Raw genomic sequence first — 19,656 nt, forward strand, 5'->3', positions numbered from 1 at the left:
GGGAGACGCGGCGAGCTTCAAGATAGTGAGAGCATCTCATTATCGAGGTGTCGTGAGCAGTGTGCGGAGGATGAGGTGACGCATCAACAGGTACACCCCATCTCGTCTCCGCCGCTTCGGCGCGCTCGAGCGAACACGTGGCCCGTCGCCACAGCCACATTCGACCGCGCGGTCGAGCGTGCGACGACGGGCCACGCCTAGCATGTGCCGCCATAGCATGTGTCCATGGAGCGCGTGAGGGTGAGGATCTCCGGGACCGCTCCGGCGGTGGCGGCTATCGGCGCGTTCGCGATCGTCGTCGGCGTCGCGCTCGGGGTGCTGAGCGTGAAGAGCAGCCTCATCGCGCTGGCGGTCGGCGTGACAGTGCTACTGGCCGGCGTCGCGGCACGCGACTACACGATCATTCCCGTTCTCGCGGTGCCCGCCACGCTCGTGCTCACCCGCGTCGGCGGAGCACTCAGCGTGTCCGACGTCGTGCTCGCCCTAGCCGCGGTGCTGTGCCTGTTCTCACTGCGCGGGCGCGGGGCATCCATCATGCAGCCGCTGATCTGGGCGGGTCTCTTCTATCTGGGCACGGCCATCCCGACACAGATCCTCAACCCCTATTCGGCGAACGTCGTCGAGTGGGTGCATGAGGTATTTCTCGTCCTGGGCAGTCTGATCGTCGGCTTCGTGGTCGGCCGAGCGGATCGCGCGCGCCTTGCGCTGACTCTTTATGTACTCGGCTGCGTCGGCATCGGCATCGTGACCATCGTCGTGTCCGCGGTGACGTACCTCCACACCCACACGTTCGAGCCGGTGTATCTGACCGACCTGAACAAGAACACGATCGGGGGGATGCTCGGCATCGCCGCAGTCATCGCGTTCGCCAGACCCGTGTGGTTGCGCTGGTCTCCAGGGTGGTCGTGGCTGGTCGTCATCGTCTCGTCGCTCGGCGTTCTCGCGGCGCAGTCGCGGCAGGGGCTCGTGGGCGAGATCGTCGGCATCCTCATCGTCAGCATCCGGGCGCGGCCGCAGACCGGTCGCCGGGTGCGCATCGTCTGGCTCGCCGCAATCCCCGGGATCGCGTGGGTCGTCAGCGCGCTCACCTCGCAGCTGGCGTCGGACAACCAGTTCAACTCGGCGCATCAACGCGTGGACTGGTACGCCCAGTCGTTCGACATCTGGTTGAAGTCGCCCATATTCGGCGTCGGCATGCGCTGGTGGTACACCGACAGGCTCGCAGGACAGTACCAGTCGTTCCAACCGCCGAACGCTGAGCTGGAGGTGGCCACGACGGTCGGCATCTTCGGACTCATCGGCTTCCTGGTGATGTTCGCTGTGGCCGGCTGGTACCTGTGGAAGATGGATCCGGTGTACGGCACGGTGGGGTTCGCCGTCGTGGCGACGCGTTTCACGCAGGCGCAGTTCGATCTGTACTGGGTCGCCGGCCAGGCGTCCCTGCTCTGGATCGTGGTCGGCATCTGTTACGGAGTGCGGGCACTGGACGAGCAACGGTGGGCGCGGGGTGAACCGTTGTCATGGCAGCGATCGGTGGTGGTACAGCCGTGAGAGTGCTCCGCATCGCCCACCATGCCGTCGTCTCCGCCTGGCGTCAGCGCGAGCGCGAACTGCGTCGGCAGGGTGTCGACGTCGAACTCATCTCCTCGAAGGTGTGGAACGAGGGCGGCAGGGATGTCCGTCTGGATGCCGGCGACGACGGTTTCGTGAGGGGCGCGCGCACCATCGGCCGGCATCCGAGCGTGTTCGCGTACGATCCGCGCGCGATCTGGCGCGCGATCGGCCGTCGCCCCGATCTCATCGACCTGCACGAGGAGCCCAACGCGCTCGCCACCGCCGAGGTGCTGCTCATCCGGCGGCTTCGAGGATGCACGGCACCGTACATGCTCTACTCGGCGCAGAACATCCGCAAACGATATCCGGTGCCGTTCCGGTGGTTCGAGCGGATCGCACTGCGTGGCGCGTCGGCGGCGTACGTGTGCAATTCCGAGGCAGGCGAGATCCTGATCTCCAAGGGTCTCACCGGTCCGGCCGCGGACATCCCGCTCGGCGTCGATCTGCACACCTTCGAGCCCACGCAGCGGCAACCTCCTGTCAGCGAGATCAAAACGATCGGGTACGTCGGCCGGTTCGAGGAGCACAAGGGAGTGGACGTGCTCCTTCGCGCCGTGGCCGGGCACAGGGACTGGCGCCTGCAGCTCACCGGCGACGGCCCGCAGCGCGAGCAGCTGCAGGCGCTCGCCGTCAGCCTCGGGATCGCGGAGCGCGTGGAGTTCCTGGGGTTCGCGAGCGGCGCCGAACTCGCCGACCGCTACCGGGCACTCGACGCGCTCGCCGTGCCGTCGCTGCCGCGCCCGAACTGGCTCGAGCAGTTCTGCCGGGTGGCTGTGGAGGCGATGGCATCGGGCGTGCCTGTGGTGGCGAGCGATTCCGGCGCGATACCGGATGTCGTGGGTGACGCGGGCGTGCTGGTGCCGCCGGGCGATCCCGCGTCGCTGGGTGCCGCGCTCGAGCAGGTGCTGAAACCCGAGCGCTGGAGCGAGTACCGTGCACGCGGCCTCGCCCGCTGCGAGCGGTTCGCCTGGGAGAACGTGGCAACGGTGCAGCGCGAACTGTACGAACGGGTCCTCGGCGGGACAGCCGCAGCCGGGGGCCCGGCGCAGGCCCCGCACGTGCTCATCGTCGCGTACGGTCCGCCGGACTTGCTCGGCGGATGCCTGACCGAGCTCGGCGAGGGACTGCCGGTCACGATCGTGGACAACTCGTCCTCGGCCGAGACGAAGGCCGTGGCGGAGCGCCATGGGGCTCACTACGTCGACGCCGGATCGAACCTCGGCTTCGCGGGCGGCGTGAACCTGGGGCTGAAGGCGATCGAGGCATCCGGTGCCGGCGACAGCGACGTGCTGCTGCTGAACCCCGATGCGAGGATCGGTCGAGCCGGGGTCGACAGCATGCACCGGATGCTCCGCTCGCGCCCCCGTCTGGCCGCTGTCGGCGCGACCCAGACCGATCCCGAGACCGGAGCGCCAGTGCGGGTGTGGTGGCCGTTCCCGACCCCGATCGGCGCGTGGATCGAGGCCGCCGGGCTCGGTGGGCTCCGCCGGCAGCACGACTTCGCGATCGGCTCGGCGCTTCTGCTGCGTCGCGAGGCGTTGAGCGAGCTGGGCGGACTCGACGAGCGGTTCTTCCTGTACGCGGAGGAGACTGACTGGCAGCGACGTGCACGTTCGCGAGGATGGGACATCGCCGTCGCCGATGTGGACGCGACGCACGTCGGAGCGGGAACGGGTGGGGATCCGCGACAGCGCGAACGGCACTTCTACGCGAGCGCCGAGCGTTACGTCCGCAAACACTACGGGGCGATCGGCTGGCAGCTCTACCGGGCGGGCACCTTCCTCGGCGCGGCCATCCGTGGTGCGATTCTTCCGGGAGAGCGGGGCGCGGCGGCGCGGCGCCGGGCTGCTCTGTTCCGGCACGGCCCGGTCGCAGTCGAGTCCGGGCGGCTGCCGGCACGGCGCCGCACGAGATCGCGCCGAGAGTTGCACGTGGTTCACGTCGTGTGCTCCGAGGCGTTCGCGGGTGTCGAGCGCTACGTGCTGCAGTCAGCGCTCGCGCTGAAGGCACGCGGATGCCGCGTCACCGTCGTCGGTGGAGGCCGGCAGACCATGGGCGCGGCGCTCGAACACGCGGAAATCGACTGGTACCCCGGCGCGACCGTAGGCGAGGCGTACCGGCGGCTACGCCGCATTCGGACGGCCGACGTCATCGTGAGCCACATGACGCTCGCGGACTTTGCAGCAGTCGCAGCCGGCCGCCTGGGCAACGTACCGGTCGTGAGCGTGCGGCACTTCGCCGCGCCCCGTGGCGGCAGCCGGGCGAACCGCGCCCTCGCGCGGATCCTCGCTCCGGGAGTGCGTGCGCAGATCTCCATCTCGCGCTTCGTCGCCGTCGCCGTCGAGGGCGACAGCATCGTGGTGCACACGGGTGTCGCGGACGTCCCCGATGTCGCCGTTGCGGAGCGCGAGCCGTTCGTTCTGGTGTTGCAGCGGCTCGAATCGGAGAAGCGCACGGATGTCGCCGTGCGAGCCTGGGCATCGGCCCGGGTACCCGAGGGCTGGCGGCTCGTGATCGCCGGTGAAGGTGCCGACGAGCCGGCATTGCGCCGGCTGGTCGCGGACCTCGGTGTCGAGGGTTCGGTCGACTTCGTGGGGTTCCAGAGCGACGTGGGGGACTGGCTACGGCGGGCATCCGTCTTCCTCGCTCCCACGCCGCGGGAAGGCCTCGGGCTCGCGGTTCTCGAGGCGATGGCGCACGGCCTGCCCGTGGTCGCCGCAGCCGCCGGGGGCCACCTCGAGACAGTCGGTAGCGTGCAGGGCTCAGAACTGTTCCCTCCAGGAGACGCGGATGCCGCCGGTCACCTTCTTGCCGCCCTGATCCGCGACGGAGCCAGGCGCCGCGAATACGGCGAGGCGCTCCGGGAGGCACAGCGTGCGCAGTTCACCGTCGAGGCGCAGACCGAGGCGACGCTCGTAGTGCTGCACGCTGCGGCGCGGGCATCCACCCCCTGATGGGGTCTTTCGCCGTTCGTAGCAGTCGGTAGCGTTTGCAGCGACGTCGCGTAATCCGAGCGCGACGGACGGGACAAGGATGGACGGCGTCCGTAAGACCGCCCCGATCACGGGCATCACCGGCCAAGACGGCAGCCACCTGGCACCATCGCTGCGCGAAGCCTCAGTGCGCGAGCGGGTCGCATGACTCCCAGGCTCGTGGTCGTCTCCCTCGAAGCGTGGGACGGCGTGTGGCGCCGCAACCAGTACCTGGTCGACGGCGTGCTCAGGCTGCGCCCGGATACCGAGGTGCTGTTCGTCGAGCCGCCCACCGACCCTCTGCACGACGTGCTCAGCGGTCGGCGTCCGCAACGTGCGCGCGGTGCGCGCGTCGGCGGCTACGACGGCCGGCTCGTGCTCTACCAGCCGACCAAGGCGCTGCCGCGGTTGGCCGGCCCTGCCGCCGACTCGCTTCTGGTTCGCGGCGTGCTGCAGGCGGTTCGTCGCCTCGGCTGGGCCGACGGCGTGTTGTGGATCAACGATCCCGGTTCGGCGCCGCTGGTCGACGCGCTCGGCTGGCCCGTGCTCTACGACGTGACGGATGACTGGGTACACGCCGATCGCGGCGGCCGCGAGCACTCGCGCATCAGGGCGGCAGACCGGATGCTGCTAAAGCGCAGCGCCGAAGTGGTGGTCTGCTCGACGGCGCTCGCGGCCACGAAGGGCGCCGCACGCTCGGTGCACCTGATTCCCAATGCGGTCGACGTCGGGCGCTATCGGGCGGATGCTCCACGGCCGAGCGATCTGCCGGAGGGGCCGGTGGCGCTCTACGTCGGCACGCTTCACGAGGACCGGCTCGACGTCGACCTCGTTCTTCGCACGGCGGACGCGGCGCGCGCCGCGGGCGGAACCGTGGTGCTCGTCGGTCCCAACGCGCTGACAGGACGCAATCGCGACCGCCTCGCAGGGCATCCTGCCGTCGCCGTGCTGGGGCCTCGCGATCATGACACCGTTCCCGGTTACCTGCGGCACGCCGACGTGCTGCTCGTTCCGCACGTCGTCACCGCGTTCACCGACAGCCTCGACCCGATCAAGCTCTACGAATACCTCGCGGTCGGCCGTCCGATCGTGAGCACGCCCGTAGCCGGCTTCCGCGAGACGAAGGGGATCGCGATCGCACGGCCGCATGCATTTCCCGCGACGGTCGCCATGGATCTGGCGACCCGCCGCCCGTCGATCGACTACGGGAGCGTGCCCGACTGGCGAGATCGGGTCGACGCCTTCGATGCCGTGATCGAGTCGGCGCACGCTCGCGTCGCCCCTGGAGGAGAGGCATGAGTGGCCTGATCGTGCACGAGTGGCTCGAGCCGGTGGGTGGCGGAGAACGGGTCATCGACGCGCTTGCCGCGGCCTTCCCCGACGCTCCCATCGTCACACCGTGGGACGACGCGCCCGGCCGGTACGCGGCCGGGCGGGTCAGGGAGAGCTGGCTGGCACGCACCCCGCTGCGAAGGCACAAGGCGGCATCGATACCGTTCCTGCTCGAGTGGTGGCGCCGCCTGCCTGCCCTCGACGTCGAGTGGATGCTGTGTTCCACGCACCTCTTCGCGCACCACGCGAGGATGCGGCCGCCGGAGCGGGACGTGCCGAAGTTCGTCTACACTCACAGCCCGGCACGGTACATCTGGGAGCCCGAGATCGATCAGCGAGGCGATGGGCCGCTTGTCCGGCTGGCCGCCGCACCGTTGCGGTCCATCGATCGTCGCCGAGCTCGCGAGCCGGAGAAGATTGCCGCCAACAGCAGATTCGTGGCCGCACGCATCGCTCGCTGCTGGGACCGCGAGAGCACTGTGATCTATCCGCCCGTCGATCTGAGCGTCTTCCCGGGCGATGACGACGAGCTGACAGCCGACGAGCTGAAGGTGATCGAGTCGCTGCCTGGCGGGTACCTGCTCGGGGCCTCCCGCTTCGTGCCCTACAAGCGGCTCGATCTGGCGATCGAGGCCGGCGTTGCAGGGGATCTGCCCGTCGTGATCGCCGGCGACGGCCCTGAGCGAGAGCGGCTGGAGTCGCTGGCAGCGGAGCACGCGGGCCGCGTGACCTTCGTCGCCCGCCCATCCAATGAACTGCTGCGCGCCCTTTATCGCAGGGCCGCAGTCTTCTTCTTCGCGCCCATCGAAGACTTCGGCATCATGCCCGTCGAAGCCATGGCCGCGGGCACGCCCGTCGTCGGCAACGCGATCGGGGGAACAGCGGAGACCGTGGAGGACGGAGTGACCGGCTCGCTCTTCCGCTCGACCGACCGAGCCGAGTTGCGCAGAGCGGTAGAGACCGCGCTGATGATGGACTCGGAGGCGTGTCGTGCGCGCGCTCGGCTCTTCGACGGCTCGACGTTCGGCGATCGCGTCTTGACGTGGATGGGTGTCAGATCCAGCACCAGGCTACCGAGCGCGTAGCGACCCGCTAAGGCTCCGCGATCCGACGCCGGGGGCGAGTCTTTCCGCCAGATGATCGATGTCACGCGTCAGCTCGGCCACGAGCACGCGCCATGCCTCCGGCGGTTGATCGACCGGGTCGGCGATGTCGTCCTCGTTGCTCGAGCCGATCATGTCCGACCGCGGACGGTCCTCGGCGGCCAGATCGATCCACTCGCCCAGCAGCACGTGCCGGCGCGGGCGATGCTCGTCGAGCCACCGCACGAACTGCCGCAGAGTGAAGACGCGCGGCCAGAGCTCTGCGTCTGAGGCGACGAGCTCCCGCACGTGCTGCCTCGACATGGTGAGAATGACGTCCCATCCGCGAAGGCGCCGCCGATCGGCTCGCCTGCTCGAATGGGCGGAGAGGTCGAACCCGTTCTCGCGAGCGACCTGGAGACCGGCCGGCGGCATCGGTCGCCCGCCCTCGATGAGCCCGGCCGACCCGAACGCGAACGGCAGGCCGGCGAACCGGCGTCGCGCGATCGCCTCGGCCATGGCCGAGCGGCACTGGTTGGCCGTACAGATGAACAGAATGCTCGTCACTCCGGGCGCCGCGTCTGGGCCACCCATCTCGTCGGCGTACGGCGAGCCGGTCACGATCAGACCTTCTCGCCCTCAGCGGAGTCGCGCCGACGCCGATCGTCGTCCGCGCCCTCATCGCTCTCGCCGGATTCCTGCCAATCCGCGAGTTCCCCCGTCGCTGCAGGCTGCTCGGGGGCGGCATCCGCAGGCGGCGCCGGGAAGTCGATGGCCGTGGCGCTGTCCCGGCTGTCGTCCGCGACGTCTTCGAAGAGGTCGTCCTCCTCTAACGACGCCTGCTCCGGCGCATCCCGCTGCGCCGATCCGGCTCGCACGACTGCCGGAACGCGGCGGCGGGACGATCCCGAGCCGTAATAGGCGGAGTAGGACTTCGGGATGCGCCGCCTCGAGCGATTGGCGACGACTCCCAGCACACTGATGCCGTTGCTGGTCAACGCGTGCACCGTCTCGACCAGCCGCTTGCGCCGGGTGCGACGGATGGATGCCACGAGCACGGCGCCATCGGCGTGCGCGGCGAGAAGGGTCGCATCCACGAGCGCGAGGGAAGGCGGCGAGTCGATGACGACGATGTCGCACATGGTGCGCACGGAATCCAGGATGTCGCCCAGCGCTGTCACGGCCAGGAGGTCGGCCGGGTCGTACGGCTCCGAGCCGGCGGGCAGGATGCTCAAACCCCGGAACTTGGTGCGGTTGAGGCAGGCCGCGATGGTCTCGGCATTCGGAGCCGAGCCATTGGTCGCCGCCGACTGCAGGAGTTCGGTCAGACCGCGGCCGGTGGCCACGTCGCCGAAGTAGTCTGCGAGGCTCGGCTTGCGCAGGTCCCCGCCCACCAGCACGACGCGTTTGCCCGTGCGCGCCCAGGCCAAAGCGAGGTTCGAGGAGATGAACGTCTTGCCATCGCCGGGCTCCACGCTCGTCACCACGACAATGTCGTTCCCCTGCGGCAGGAGCACCTGCAGGGTCGTACGCAAGGCACGAAGGCCCTCGTTGAGCGATGTGCGTTTGCGGCCTGCGGCGGGCAGCCAGTCACCGCGCCGTTGCATCCGCTTATCGAGGCTGAGTTCGCCGAGCCCGGGCACGTCGGTGATGGACTCGATGTCATCGTCTCCGCGCAGCCTGTCGTCGAACGCATCCCAGATCAGCGCAATGCCGATGCCGGCCACGAGCCCGGCCGCGAGGGCGACCGCGATGGCGACGAGCGGGCTCGTGCCCTGGAACTGACCAGGGGTCGCCGCCTTGGTCACGGTCAGGGGCTCTCCGGCGTTGTCGATCTTCTGCACCGTGTTGTTCGCGCTCGCCAGGGAGTTGATGGCGTTGGCCAGGTTCGACTGCGCGATCGAGTTCGCCGGGTTCAGGTTGACCTGCGCCTGGTAAGCCTCCGCCGAGGCCGTCCACTTCGCTGCCTGAGCCTCTGCAGCCGTTCTGGCCTTCGCGGTCTGGCCCTTCAAATAGTCGTTGTACGACCTCACGACACCAGTTGCGTGCTTCTGCGCCTGCGCTGCACTGGTGCCGTTCGCGGTGATGACGATCGACTTCGACACTCCCTGTGCCTGTGCCTGGACCGGTGCCTCGGTGACCGCCCACGCGGTTGTCGCCGATGCGGGCTCTCCGACGTCTTTTGCAGCGGCGTCCAGCACGGCGGGTGACGTGATACTAGCCGGGTCGAAGTCGACGGACGCGGTACCGATTTGACCGCTCGTCGAGGCGCCCGCCGCCAGCGAACTCATGCGCGCCGTGATGCTAGACGTGTACACGGGCGTCTGGCGCGCGAGGAAGATCGCAGCCACTCCCAAGGCGATCACGACGACCGCGATGATGAGCAGTCGCCGCTGCCAGATGGCGCTCAAAGCTTGCCGAAAAGTCACTTTGTCTCCCGCTGGCGTCCCGACCGCCTTTCAGACTACCGGCCACCACCGTGAAGGCCCCACAACGGGGGATAAGTGCGGGGGTGCCGCAGTTTTGATGAGCTGAACGGGCGGAACCGGAGTCGGTCCGGGCCGCGACACGCCCGAGTTGCACGGGGCGGTCGAATCTGGCAAACTTTTGGGGTTCAACATTTCGGTGCCGTGCGTCTGCGCGCGGTTCCCCGAATCACTGCCAGGCAGTGCATAGCCGCTTCGAGCCGGCTGATCCTCGCAAGGATCGAGCCCTCTGAGTTCAGGTTAGGCCGCGGGCAGAAGAACGAGCTTAATCGACACCCGAAGAGCCCATGGGCTATCCATGTGCTCTGCGAGGGCGACACGCCCGAGCGCGGGGGTCGGTGAGGGTGAGGGATGCCTGGAGCGCGAGCAACCGGCATCCGCGAAGCCTTTGACAGATAAACAGCGGCGGCACCACGTGGCGCCAGCAAAACGTGGCGGTGCGCAACGCACCGAACGCGACGCGTCCAATGCGGCTCTGACTGCCGTACGACGCCTGAACAGTAGAGAGAGAGTCAGATATGGCGGGACAGAAGATCCGCATCCGGCTTAAGTCGTATGACCACGAGGTCATCGACACCTCGGCGCGCAAGATCGTCGACACGGTGACCCGTGCCGGTGCTCAGGTCGTCGGGCCGGTGCCGCTCCCCACCGAGAAGAACGTGGTGTGCGTCATCCGTTCGCCCCACAAGTACAAGGACAGCCGCGAGCACTTCGAGATGCGCACGCACAAGCGGCTGATCGACATCATCGACCCGACGCCGAAGGCCGTCGACTCGCTCATGCGCCTCGACCTGCCGGCTGACGTCAACATCGAGATCAAGCTGTAGGGGTTCATCCATGTCTACTACTGAGACCAAGACCGTCAAGGGTCTGCTCGGCAAGAAGCTCGGCATGACCCAGGTGTGGGACGAGAACAACAAGCTCATCCCGGTGACCGTCATCGAGATCACGCCGAACGTGGTCACGCAGATCCGCACCCCCGAGGTCGACGGCTACAACGCCGTGCAGATCGCCACGGGCGCCATCGACCCGCGCAAGGTGAACAAGCCGGCCAGCGGCCACTTCGAGAAGGCGGGCGTCACCCCGCGTCGCCACCTCACCGAGGTGCGCACTGCGGATGCCGCCGACTACGCCGCGGGCCAGGAGCTCACCGTCGAGGGCACTTTCGAGGCCGGCCAGAAGGTCGACGTCGTCGGAACCTCGAAGGGTAAGGGCACCGCCGGTGTCATGAAGCGCCACAACTTCCAGGGCGTCTCCGCCTCGCACGGTTCGCACCGCAACCACCGCAAGCCCGGTTCGATCGGCGCGTCCTCCTCCCCGAGCCGCGTGTTCAAGGGAATGCGCATGGCCGGTCGCATGGGTGCCGAGCGCGTGACCGTGCTCAACCTCACGGTGCACTCGGTCGACGCCGGCAAGGGCCTGCTGCTCGTCAAGGGCGCGGTTCCCGGCGCTCGCGGCCGCATCGTCTTCGTCCGCAACGCAGTGAAGGGAGCGTAGTCACATGGCTACCTCGATCGACGTTTTCGACGCCACCGGCAAGAAGTCCGGTTCCGTCGAGCTGCCCGCGGAGATCTTCGACGTTCAGGTCAACGTCCCCCTGATCCACCAGGTCGTCGTCGCGCAGCTCGCCGCCGCACGTCAGGGCACGCACAAGACCAAGAACCGTGGTGAGGTCTCCGGCGCAGGGCGCAAGCCGTTCAAGCAGAAGGGCACCGGCCGTGCCCGCCAGGGTTCCATCCGCGCCCCGCAGATGACCGGCGGTGGCATCGTGCACGGCCCGACGCCGCGCAGCTACGCGCAGCGCACCCCCAAGAAGATGATCGCCGCCGCGCTGCTGGGCTCGCTCAGCGACCGCGCCCGCGGTGAGCGCATCCACGTGGTGGAGTCGCTCGTCGCCGGCGAGACGCCTTCGACGAAGGCAGCCGTCTCGCTGCTGAGCGGCGTGGCGAGCTCGAAGCACGTGCTCATCGTCACCGAGCGCGACGATGTCACCGGTGTGAAGAGCGTTCGCAACATCCCGACGGTGCACACGCTGCCGTTCGACCAGCTGAACGCCTACGACGTGCTCGTGTCCGACGACATCGTCTTCACCAAGGCTGCTTTCGACGCCTTTGTCGCCAGCAAGTCCGCGAAGAAGGAAGAGGTGAACGCGTAATGCCCGCCATCAACAAGGACCCGCGCGACGTCATCATCGCTCCGGTCGTGTCCGAGAAGAGCTACTCGCTCATCGACGAGGGCAAGTACACCTTCCTCGTCGACCCCCGCTCGAACAAGACCGAGATCAAGCTCGCGATCGAGAAGATCTTCAAGGTCGAGGTCGCATCCGTCAACACTCTCAACCGCCAGGGCAAGACGCGCCGCACCAAGTTCGGCATGGGCAAGCGCAAGGACACCAAGCGCGCCATCGTCACCCTCAAGTCCGGTTCCATCGACATCTTCACGGCTGTCGGCTAGGGAGCAAGGGAACAACTATGGCTATTCGCAAGTACAAGCCGACGACCCCCGGTCGCCGCGGCTCGTCCGTGGCCGACTTCGCCGAGATCACCCGGTCGACGCCCGAGAAGTCGCTGCTCAAGCCGCTGTCGAAGTCCGGCGGCCGCAACAACCAGGGCCGCATCACCACCCGCCACATCGGCGGTGGCCACAAGCGCCAGTACCGCGTCATCGACTTCCGTCGTAACGACAAGGACGGCGTCAACGCCAAGGTCGCGCACATCGAGTACGACCCGAACCGCACCGCGCGCATCGCGCTGCTGCACTTCGTGGACGGCACCAAGCGCTACATCATCGCTCCCGACAAGCTCAAGCAGGGCGACATCGTGGAGTCGGGCCCGAACGCCGACATCAAGCCGGGCAACAACCTGCCGCTGCGCAACATCCCGACCGGTACCGTCGTGCACGCCATCGAGCTGAAGCCCGGTGGAGGTGCGAAGATCGCCCGCTCGGCCGGTGCATCCGTTCGCCTCGTCGCCAAGGACGGCCCCTACGCCCAGCTGCGCATGCCCTCCGGTGAGATCCGGAACGTGGATGCCCGCTGCCGCGCCACGATCGGCGAGGTCGGCAACGCCGAGCAGTCGAACATCAACTGGGGCAAGGCCGGCCGCCTGCGCTGGAAGGGCGTTCGCCCGACGGTGCGCGGTGTCGCGATGAACCCGATCGACCACCCGCACGGTGGTGGTGAGGGCAAGACCTCCGGTGGCCGCCACCCGGTCAGCCCGTGGGGTCAGAAGGAAGGCCGCACGCGCCACCCGAACAAGGAAAGCGACAAGCTGATCGTCCGCCGCCGCACCGCTGGCAAGAAGCGCAAGTAGGAGTTAGAAGAAGATGCCTCGCAGTCTCAAGAAGGGCCCCTTCGTCGACGAGCACCTGCTTACCAAGGTGGTCCGCGCGAACGAGTCCGGCAGCAAGAACGTCATCAAGACGTGGTCGCGTCGCTCGATGATCGTGCCGGCCATGCTCGGCCACACGATCGCCGTGCACGACGGCCGCAAGCACATCCCGGTCTTCGTCACCGAGACGATGGTCGGCCACAAGCTCGGGGAGTTCGCCCCGACCCGCACCTTCCGGGGACACGTGAAGGACGACAAGAAGGGTCGTCGCCGCTGACGCGGTGACATAAGGAGGAGAAAGAAATGGTGGAGTCGATCGCACGTGTGCGACACATCCGCGTTACGCCTCAGAAGGCTCGTCGCGTCGTCAACCTGATCCGCGGCAAGCAGGCGCAGGAGGCCCTGGCCATCCTGAAGTTCGCCCCTCAGGGTGCGAGCGAGCCGGTCTACAAGCTGGTCGCATCCGCTATCGCGAATGCCCGGGTGAAGGCCGACGCCTCGAACCAGTACCTGGACGAGCGGGATCTCTACGTGAGCCGCGCCTTCGTCGACGAGGGCACCACGCTGAAGCGTTTCCAGCCCCGCGCACAGGGCCGCGCGTTCCGCATCAACAAGCGCACCAGCCACATCACCGTCGTGCTGGCCACACCTGACGAGGGGACGAAGTAATGGGTCAGAAGGTCAACCCCTACGGCTTCCGTCTGGGAATCACCACGGACCACGTGTCGCACTGGTTCTCGGACTCGACGAAGCCCGGTCAGCGTTACGCCGACTACATCGCGGAAGACGTCAAGATCCGCACGCTGCTGAAGACGCAGCTCGACCGGGCCGGCGTCTCGCGCATCGAGATCGAGCGCACCCGCGACCGCGTGCGGGTGGACATCCACACCGCACGCCCCGGCATCGTGATCGGTCGCCGTGGAGCCGAGGCCGAGCGCATCCGCGCCGACCTCGAGAAGCTCACCGGCAAGCAGATTCAGCTGAACATCCTCGAGGTGAAGAACCCCGAGACGGATGCCCAGCTCGTCGCCCAGGGCATCGCCGAGCAGCTGTCTGCTCGTGTGGCGTTCCGCCGTGCGATGCGCAAGGGTCTGCAGGGCGCGCAGCGCGCCGGTGCCAAGGGTGTTCGCATCCAGGTCTCCGGCCGCCTCGGCGGCGCCGAGATGAGCCGGTCGGAGTTCTACCGCGAGGGTCGTGTGCCGCTGCACACGCTGCGCGCGAACATCGACTACGGGTTCTACGAGGCCAAGACCACCTTCGGCCGCATCGGTGTGAAGGTCTGGATCTACAAGGGCGACATCACCAACAAGGAACTCGCGCGCGAGCAGGCTGCCGCCAAGTCCGGCCGCCCCGACCGCAGCGACCGCCCGCGCCGTGCGCCCCGCGCTCAGGCCGAGGCCCCCGCGGCAGAAGGAGCCAGTGCATAACCATGTTGATTCCCCGCAGAGTCAAGCACCGCAAGCAGCACCACCCGGGCCGTAGCGGCCAGGCGAGTGGTGGCACGAAGGTCACCTTCGGCGAGTTCGGCATCCAGGCCCTGACCCCCGCTTACGTGACGAACCGTCAGATCGAGTCCGCTCGTATCGCCATGACGCGTCACATCAAGCGTGGCGGCAAGGTGTGGATCAACATCTACCCGGACCGCCCGATCACGAAGAAGCCGGCAGAGACCCGCATGGGTTCCGGCAAGGGCTCGCCCGAGTGGTGGGTCGCCAATGTCAAGCCGGGCCGAGTGCTCTTCGAGGTCGCCGGCGTCAACGAGACGCTGGCCCGCGAGGCACTCACCCGTGCAATCCACAAGCTGCCCCTCAAGGCACGCATCATCAAGCGCGAGGAGGGCGACGCGTAATGGCGATCGGATCCAAGGAGCTCGCTCCCGCCGAGCTCGACACCTTCGACGACGAGAAGCTCGTCGATGAACTGAAGAAGGCCAAGGAAGAGCTGTTCAACCTGCGCTTCCAGTCGGCGACCGGCCAGCTCGAGAGCCACGGCCGCCTGCGCGCCGTCAAGCGCGACATCGCTCGCATCTACACGGTCATCCGCGAGCGCGAGCTCGGCATCCGTGCGACGCCGGCGCCGGTCGAGGCCCCCGCCAAGGCCGCGAAGAAGAGCAGCAAGAAGGCTTCAAGCCCTGAGGCAGAGGCCGAGACGAAGGAGGAGGCGGAGTAATGGCAGCCACCAAGGCATCGGCCGACAAGGCCCAGGTGGACAAGGCGGAGACCGCCGGTCACGAGCACGCCGAGCACGACGTCAAGGAGGCGGGCGCCCGCGGCTACCGCAAGTCCCGCCGCGGCTACGTCGTCAGCGACAAGATGGACAAGACCATCGTCGTCGAGGTCGAGGACCGCGTGAAGCACCCGTTGTACGGCAAGGTCATCCGCCGCACCAACAAGGTGAAGGCGCACGACGAGAACAACACCGCCGGCATCGGCGACCTCGTCATCATCAACGAGACCCGTCCGATCAGCGCGACCAAGCGCTGGCGCCTGGTCGAGATCCTCGAGAAGGCCAAGTAGGCCCTCGGGCTTGCTTGTGACAAGGAGTTAGACAAGTGCTTCAGCAGGAATCACGCGTCAAGGTCGCCGACAACACGGGTGCCAAGGAATTGCTGACGATCCGCGTTCTCGGTGGCTCGAGCCGTCGGTACGCCGGTCTCGGCGACACCATCGTGGCGACCGTGAAGGATGCCATCCCCGGCGGCAACGTCAAGAAGGGCGATGTCGTCAAGGCGGTCATCGTGCGCACCAAGAAGAACACGCGCCGCGCAGACGGCTCGTACATCAAATTCGACGAGAACGCCGCGGTGATCTTGAACCCCAACGGCGAGCCGCGCGGCACCCGCATCTTCGGGCCGGTCGGTCGCGAGCTCCGTGACAAGAAGTTCATGAAGATCATCTCGCTGGCGCCGGAGGTGATCTGATCCATGGCGAACATCAAGAAGGGCGACCTGGTACAGGTCATCTCGGGCCCGAGCCAGGCACGCGGTGGAGACCGCGGCAAGCAGGGCAAGGTCATCGAGGTGCTGGTGGACCAGAACCGCGTCGTGGTCGAGGGCGTGAACTACGTCACCAAGCACGTCAAGGTCGGTCAGACCCAGCGCGGCTCCAAGACCGGTGGTCTTGAGACGCACGAGGCGCCGATCCACGTTTCGAACGTGGCGCTGGTCGACCCCGAGACGAAGAAGCCGACCCGAGTGGGCTTCCGCGAGGAGAAGGTGACGAAGGACGGCCGCACCAAGACCGTGCGCGTCCGCTACGCCAAGAAGTCAGGTAAGGACCTGTAATGACCGACACACTGGCTGCTGCGCCGGCTGGCAAGATCCAGCCGCGCCTGAAGCAGAAGTACAAGAACGAGATCGCGCCCCAGCTCAAGGAGCAGTTCGGCTACGGCAACGTTCACGAGATCCCCGGCCTGGTCAAGATCGTCGTGAACACCGGTGTCGGCGAGGCCGCCCGCGACGGCAAGATCATCGACGGTGCGGTCGCCGACCTCACCAAGATCACCGGCCAGAAGCCGCAGGTCACGAAGGCTCGCAAGTCGATCGCGCAGTTCAAGCTGCGCGAGGGACAGCCGATCGGCGCGCACGTCACGCTGCGCGGCGACCGCGCCTGGGAGTTCCTCGACCGCCTGCTCGCTCTTGCGCTGCCGCGCATCCGCGACTTCCGTGGTCTGTCCGACCGTCAGTTCGACGGGCACGGCAACTACACGTTCGGCGTGCAGGAGCAGTCGATCTTCCACGAGATCAACCAGGACAAGATCGACCGCCCTCGTGGCTTCGACATCACGGTCGTCACCACTGCGAAGACGGATGACGAGGGTCGCGCGCTGCTGAAGGCGCTCGGCTTCCCGTTCAAGTCGAACGACTGATCCACCCCGGGGCCGGCAACCGGCCGGTCCCTCCATCTACGGTCCGTTCTCTTGTAAAGGGCCCGGATACCGGATGAACAAAGGAAACAACCCATGACCATGACAGATCCGGTCGCAGACATGCTGACCAGACTGCGCAACGCCAACTCGGCGTACCACGACAGCGTGTCGATGCCGAGCTCGAAGCTCAAGGCTCACATCGCCGAGATCCTCAAGAACGAGGGCTACATCTCCGACTGGAGCCTGGCCGACGCACGCGTGGGGCAGACCCTCACGCTGAGCCTCAAGTTCGGCCCGAACCGCGAGCGTTCGATCGCGGGCATCAAGCGCGTCTCCAAGCCGGGACTGCGCGTGTACGCGAAGTCCACCGAGCTGCCCCGTGTGCTCGGCGGACTCGGCGTCGCCATCCTGTCCACCTCCTCCGGTCTTCTCACCGACCGCGAGGCCGAGAAGAAGGGCGTCGGCGGGGAAGTCCTCGCCTACGTGTGGTAGCGAGATGTCCCGAATCGGAAGACTCCCCATCGACATCCCGGCAGGCGTCGACGTCAAGATCGACGGCCAGGATGTGACCGTCAAGGGCCCCAAGGGCGAGCTCTCGCTCACCGTGGCCGAGCCCATCCAGGTGAAGCTCGAAGAGAAGCAGGTTCTCGTCACCCGTCCGGATGACGAGCGCAACTCGCGTTCGCTGCACGGCCTCACCCGCACGCTGATCAACAACCAGATCATCGGCGTCACCCAGGGCTACTCCAAGGGCCTCGAGATCGTCGGCACGGGTTACCGCGTGGCGCAGAAGGGCTCGTCCATCGAGTTCGCGCTCGGGTTCTCCCACCCGGTCACGGTCGAGCCGCCTGCGGGCATCACGCTGACCGTCGAGGGCAACAACAAGGTGACCGTCGCCGGCATCGACAAGCAGGCTGTCGGCGAGACCGCCGCGAACATCCGCAAGATCAAGAAGCCGGAACCGTACAAGGGCAAGGGCATCCGCTACGCAGGCGAGGTCGTCCGTCGCAAGGCCGGAAAGGCTGGTAAGTAACCATGAGCGTCAAGAGCAAGTCAGCGGCACGCGACCGCCGGCACGCGCGCCTTCGCAAGAAGGTCGTGGGCACGGATGCGCGTCCGCGTCTGGTCGTGACCCGCTCCGCGCGGCACGTCTTCGTGCAGGTCGTCGACGACTCCAAGGGCCACACGCTCGCCTCCGCCTCGACTCTCGAGGCGGACCTGCGCGGGTTCGACGGTGACAAGACCGCCAAGGCACGCAAGGTCGGAGAGCTGGTCGCCGAGCGTGCGAAGCAGGCCGGCATCGAAGAGGTCGTGTTCGACCGCGGCGGCAACAAGTACGCGGGTCGAGTCGCGGCGATCGCCGAGGGCGCCCGGGAAGGTGGGCTGAACCTGTGAGTGACGTCCAGAACGACAACAAGAAGGAGCAGGACGTGGCCGCCGAGCAGACGACTGCCGAGAAGCCCGTGGAGACCGCGGCCGGTACCGACACCACCAGTCGCGACGCCCGCGATTCTCGCGACGGCCGCCGTGGCGGTCGTGACCGCAACCAGGGCCGCGACCGCGGCAGCCGGGACGCCGACAAGAGCCAGTTCCTCGAGCGCGTGGTGACCATCAACCGCGTCTCGAAGGTGGTCAAGGGTGGTCGCCGCTTCAGCTTCACCGCGCTGGTCGTGGTGGGCGACGGCAACGGCGTGGTCGGCGTCGGCTACGGCAAGGCGCGCGAGGTGCCGCTGGCGATCTCGAAGGGCGTCGAGGAGGCGAAGAAGAACTTCTTCCGCGTTCCGCGCGTCGGCAACACGATCCCGCACCCGGTGCAGGGCGAGGCCGCAGCCGGTGTCGTGCTCCTGCGTCCGGCCGCCGCCGGTACCGGTGTCATCGCCGGTGGTCCGGTGCGTGCCGTGCTGGAGTGCGCCGGCATCCACGATGTGCTGAGCAAGTCGCTCGGTTCGTCGAACACCATCAACATCGTGCACGCGACCGTGACGGCGCTGCAGCAGCTCGAGGAGCCTCGTGCCGTTGCCGCCCGCCGTGGGCTCGACTTCGACGAGGTCGCCCCGGCGCGTCTGCTGCGTGCTGAGGCAGAGGCGGCCGAGGCCGCCAGGACCGCTAAGGCTGGTGCATAATGGCGCGCCTGAAGGTGACCCAGATCAAGTCCAAAGTCAGTGAGAAGCAGAACCAGCGCGACACCCTGCGCAGCCTGGGTCTGAAGCGCATCGGTGACGTCGTGGTCCGCGAGGACACCCCGCAGAACCGCGGATACGTCACCACCGTCGCTCACCTGGTGAAGGTTGAGGAGATCGACTAATGGCCGAAAACAACGAAGCCACTGAGACCAAGGCCAAGGCTTCTACCAAGAAGCCCGCGGAGAAGACCTCCGACGCCAAGCCTGAGAAGACCTCCGCGGCCAAGCCTGCCAAGAAGGACGTGCCGGAGAAGCGCGAGCCCGTCCTCAAGGTGCACCACCTGCGTCCGGCGGCCGGTGCCAAGAAGGACCGCACCCGCGTCGGTCGCGGTGAGGGCTCGAAGGGCAAGACGGCCGGTCGCGGTACCAAGGGAACCAAGGCGCGCTACCAGGTGCGTCCCGGCTTCCAGGGTGGCCAGCTTCCGTTCCACATGCGTTCGCCGAAGCTGCGCGGGTTCAAGAACCCGTTCCGCGTCGAGTACCAGGTCGTGAACCTGGAGAAGCTCGCCGAGCTGTACCCGGCAGGCGGCGACGTCACCGTGAGCGACCTGGTCGCCAAGGGTGCCGTTCGCAAGAACGAGAAGGTGAAGGTTCTCGGAGGCGGTGAGATCTCGGTGAAGCTGAACGTCGAGGTCGACAAGGTCTCCGGCTCCGCCGAGCAGAAGATCGTCGCCGCCGGGGGCTCCGTCAAGTAGCCCGTGGCAGCATCCGGATGCCAGGCATCCGGATCGACCGAAGTAAAGTAGTCGGGTCGGGTGGCCCCCAAGGTCGCCCGGCCCGATTCCTTACCGG

The 19,656-nt window shown here is 67.4% G+C and carries 26 protein-coding genes; 24 read left to right on the plus strand and 2 right to left on the minus strand.

The window, feature by feature from the left end:
- The first annotated feature begins 225 nt into the window (after positions 1–225).
- The 4 genes from ACYVI5_RS01040 to ACYVI5_RS01055 all read left to right on the plus strand — a co-directional run bounded on the left by ACYVI5_RS01040 (position 226) and on the right by ACYVI5_RS01055 (position 7,003).
- Complete coding sequence (locus ACYVI5_RS01040; RefSeq protein WP_460578637.1) at positions 226–1,551, plus strand: O-antigen ligase family protein; 1,326 nt, start codon at positions 226–228, stop codon at positions 1,549–1,551.
- Complete coding sequence (locus ACYVI5_RS01045) at positions 1,548–4,568, plus strand: glycosyltransferase (RefSeq protein WP_460578638.1); 3,021 nt, start codon at positions 1,548–1,550, stop codon at positions 4,566–4,568. Before ACYVI5_RS01040 ends, ACYVI5_RS01045 begins: the two co-directional genes overlap by 4 nt.
- A gap of 183 nt (positions 4,569–4,751) precedes the next feature.
- Positions 4,752–5,885, plus strand: a complete 1,134-nt coding sequence (locus tag ACYVI5_RS01050) for a glycosyltransferase family protein (RefSeq protein WP_460578639.1) — start codon at positions 4,752–4,754, stop codon at positions 5,883–5,885.
- Entirely contained in the window at positions 5,882–7,003 is a 1,122-nt protein-coding gene (locus ACYVI5_RS01055; RefSeq protein WP_460578640.1) for a glycosyltransferase family protein, read from the plus strand. Before ACYVI5_RS01050 ends, ACYVI5_RS01055 begins: the two co-directional genes overlap by 4 nt.
- On the opposite strand, the gene ACYVI5_RS01060 is transcribed toward ACYVI5_RS01055, so the two are convergent.
- Together ACYVI5_RS01060 and ACYVI5_RS01065 are read right to left on the minus strand one after the other, a co-directional pair.
- Entirely contained in the window at positions 6,989–7,621 is a 633-nt protein-coding gene (locus ACYVI5_RS01060; RefSeq protein ID WP_460578641.1) for a low molecular weight phosphatase family protein, read from the minus strand. The two genes, ACYVI5_RS01055 and ACYVI5_RS01060, sit on opposite strands and share 15 nt — an antisense overlap.
- 2 nt (positions 7,622–7,623) lie before the next feature.
- The gene (locus ACYVI5_RS01065) at positions 7,624–9,429 is read right to left on the minus strand and encodes a polysaccharide biosynthesis tyrosine autokinase (protein ID WP_460578642.1); all 1,806 of its coding nucleotides are present in this window, start codon (positions 9,427–9,429) and stop codon (positions 7,624–7,626) included.
- 575 nt (positions 9,430–10,004) lie between these two features.
- Here ACYVI5_RS01065 and rpsJ point away from each other — a divergent pair.
- The 20 genes from rpsJ to rplO all read left to right on the plus strand — a co-directional run bounded on the left by rpsJ (position 10,005) and on the right by rplO (position 19,559).
- Complete coding sequence (gene rpsJ, locus ACYVI5_RS01070) at positions 10,005–10,313, plus strand: 30S ribosomal protein S10 (RefSeq protein WP_022900935.1); 309 nt, start codon at positions 10,005–10,007, stop codon at positions 10,311–10,313.
- Positions 10,314–10,323: 10 nt separating this feature from the next.
- Entirely contained in the window at positions 10,324–10,983 is a 660-nt protein-coding gene (rplC, locus tag ACYVI5_RS01075; RefSeq protein WP_460578643.1) for a large ribosomal subunit protein uL3, read from the plus strand.
- A 4-nt stretch (positions 10,984–10,987) separates the two neighbouring features.
- A complete protein-coding gene (gene rplD / locus ACYVI5_RS01080) occupies positions 10,988–11,641 on the plus strand; it encodes a 50S ribosomal protein L4 (RefSeq protein ID WP_460578644.1) in 654 nt (217 codons plus the stop codon).
- Positions 11,641–11,940, plus strand: a complete 300-nt coding sequence (gene rplW / locus ACYVI5_RS01085; protein ID WP_460520086.1) for an uL23 family ribosomal protein — start codon at positions 11,641–11,643, stop codon at positions 11,938–11,940. Before rplD ends, rplW begins: the two co-directional genes overlap by 1 nt.
- Before the next feature lie 17 nt (positions 11,941–11,957).
- Positions 11,958–12,797, plus strand: a complete 840-nt coding sequence (gene rplB / locus ACYVI5_RS01090) for a large ribosomal subunit protein uL2 (protein ID WP_460536843.1) — start codon at positions 11,958–11,960, stop codon at positions 12,795–12,797.
- A gap of 13 nt (positions 12,798–12,810) precedes the next feature.
- Entirely contained in the window at positions 12,811–13,092 is a 282-nt protein-coding gene (gene rpsS, locus ACYVI5_RS01095) for a 30S ribosomal protein S19 (protein WP_022900930.1), read from the plus strand.
- 26 nt (positions 13,093–13,118) lie between these two features.
- Positions 13,119–13,484, plus strand: coding sequence for a 50S ribosomal protein L22 (rplV, locus tag ACYVI5_RS01100; RefSeq protein WP_325454887.1), 366 nt, complete (start codon positions 13,119–13,121; stop codon positions 13,482–13,484).
- Positions 13,484–14,242 carry a small ribosomal subunit protein uS3 gene (gene rpsC, locus ACYVI5_RS01105; RefSeq protein ID WP_460536839.1) on the plus strand — a complete coding sequence of 253 codons (759 nt, stop codon included), beginning with the start codon at positions 13,484–13,486 and terminating at the stop codon, positions 14,240–14,242. The genes rplV and rpsC overlap by 1 nt, the downstream gene beginning before the upstream one ends.
- 2 nt (positions 14,243–14,244) lie before the next feature.
- Complete coding sequence (gene rplP / locus ACYVI5_RS01110; RefSeq protein ID WP_460536837.1) at positions 14,245–14,664, plus strand: large ribosomal subunit protein uL16; 420 nt, start codon at positions 14,245–14,247, stop codon at positions 14,662–14,664.
- Positions 14,664–14,984, plus strand: coding sequence for a large ribosomal subunit protein uL29 (rpmC, locus tag ACYVI5_RS01115; protein WP_460578645.1), 321 nt, complete (start codon positions 14,664–14,666; stop codon positions 14,982–14,984). Before rplP ends, rpmC begins: the two co-directional genes overlap by 1 nt.
- Positions 14,984–15,331, plus strand: a complete 348-nt coding sequence (rpsQ, locus tag ACYVI5_RS01120) for a small ribosomal subunit protein uS17 (protein ID WP_460536833.1) — start codon at positions 14,984–14,986, stop codon at positions 15,329–15,331. The genes rpmC and rpsQ overlap by 1 nt, the downstream gene beginning before the upstream one ends.
- 35 nt (positions 15,332–15,366) lie before the next feature.
- Positions 15,367–15,735 carry a large ribosomal subunit protein uL14 gene (rplN, locus tag ACYVI5_RS01125; RefSeq protein WP_460520105.1) on the plus strand — a complete coding sequence of 123 codons (369 nt, stop codon included), beginning with the start codon at positions 15,367–15,369 and terminating at the stop codon, positions 15,733–15,735.
- 3 nt (positions 15,736–15,738) lie between these two features.
- On the plus strand, positions 15,739–16,098 hold the full coding sequence (gene rplX / locus ACYVI5_RS01130) for a 50S ribosomal protein L24 (protein WP_460536831.1): 360 nt from the start codon (positions 15,739–15,741) through the stop codon (positions 16,096–16,098).
- Positions 16,098–16,682 carry a large ribosomal subunit protein uL5 gene (gene rplE / locus ACYVI5_RS01135; protein WP_460536829.1) on the plus strand — a complete coding sequence of 195 codons (585 nt, stop codon included), beginning with the start codon at positions 16,098–16,100 and terminating at the stop codon, positions 16,680–16,682. The genes rplX and rplE overlap by 1 nt, the downstream gene beginning before the upstream one ends.
- Positions 16,683–16,775: 93 nt before the next feature.
- Complete coding sequence (rpsH, locus tag ACYVI5_RS01140) at positions 16,776–17,174, plus strand: 30S ribosomal protein S8 (RefSeq protein ID WP_460536827.1); 399 nt, start codon at positions 16,776–16,778, stop codon at positions 17,172–17,174.
- A 4-nt stretch (positions 17,175–17,178) separates the two neighbouring features.
- Positions 17,179–17,715 carry a 50S ribosomal protein L6 gene (gene rplF / locus ACYVI5_RS01145; RefSeq protein WP_460536825.1) on the plus strand — a complete coding sequence of 179 codons (537 nt, stop codon included), beginning with the start codon at positions 17,179–17,181 and terminating at the stop codon, positions 17,713–17,715.
- Between the two features lie 2 nt (positions 17,716–17,717).
- A complete protein-coding gene (rplR, locus tag ACYVI5_RS01150) occupies positions 17,718–18,077 on the plus strand; it encodes a 50S ribosomal protein L18 (RefSeq protein WP_460536823.1) in 360 nt (119 codons plus the stop codon).
- A gap of 35 nt (positions 18,078–18,112) precedes the next feature.
- Positions 18,113–18,805 carry a 30S ribosomal protein S5 gene (gene rpsE, locus ACYVI5_RS01155; protein ID WP_460536932.1) on the plus strand — a complete coding sequence of 231 codons (693 nt, stop codon included), beginning with the start codon at positions 18,113–18,115 and terminating at the stop codon, positions 18,803–18,805.
- Positions 18,805–18,987: an uL30 family ribosomal protein gene (gene rpmD, locus ACYVI5_RS01160; RefSeq protein ID WP_460536821.1), complete on the plus strand. Its 183-nt coding sequence runs from the start codon at positions 18,805–18,807 to the stop codon at positions 18,985–18,987. The genes rpsE and rpmD overlap by 1 nt, the downstream gene beginning before the upstream one ends.
- Positions 18,987–19,559 (plus strand): large ribosomal subunit protein uL15, encoded by a 573-nt coding sequence (gene rplO, locus ACYVI5_RS01165; protein ID WP_460536819.1) that lies wholly within the window; start codon positions 18,987–18,989, stop codon positions 19,557–19,559. Before rpmD ends, rplO begins: the two co-directional genes overlap by 1 nt.
- Positions 19,560–19,656: the final 97 nt, after the last annotated feature.

The organism is Humibacter ginsengisoli (genome assembly GCF_054780095.1).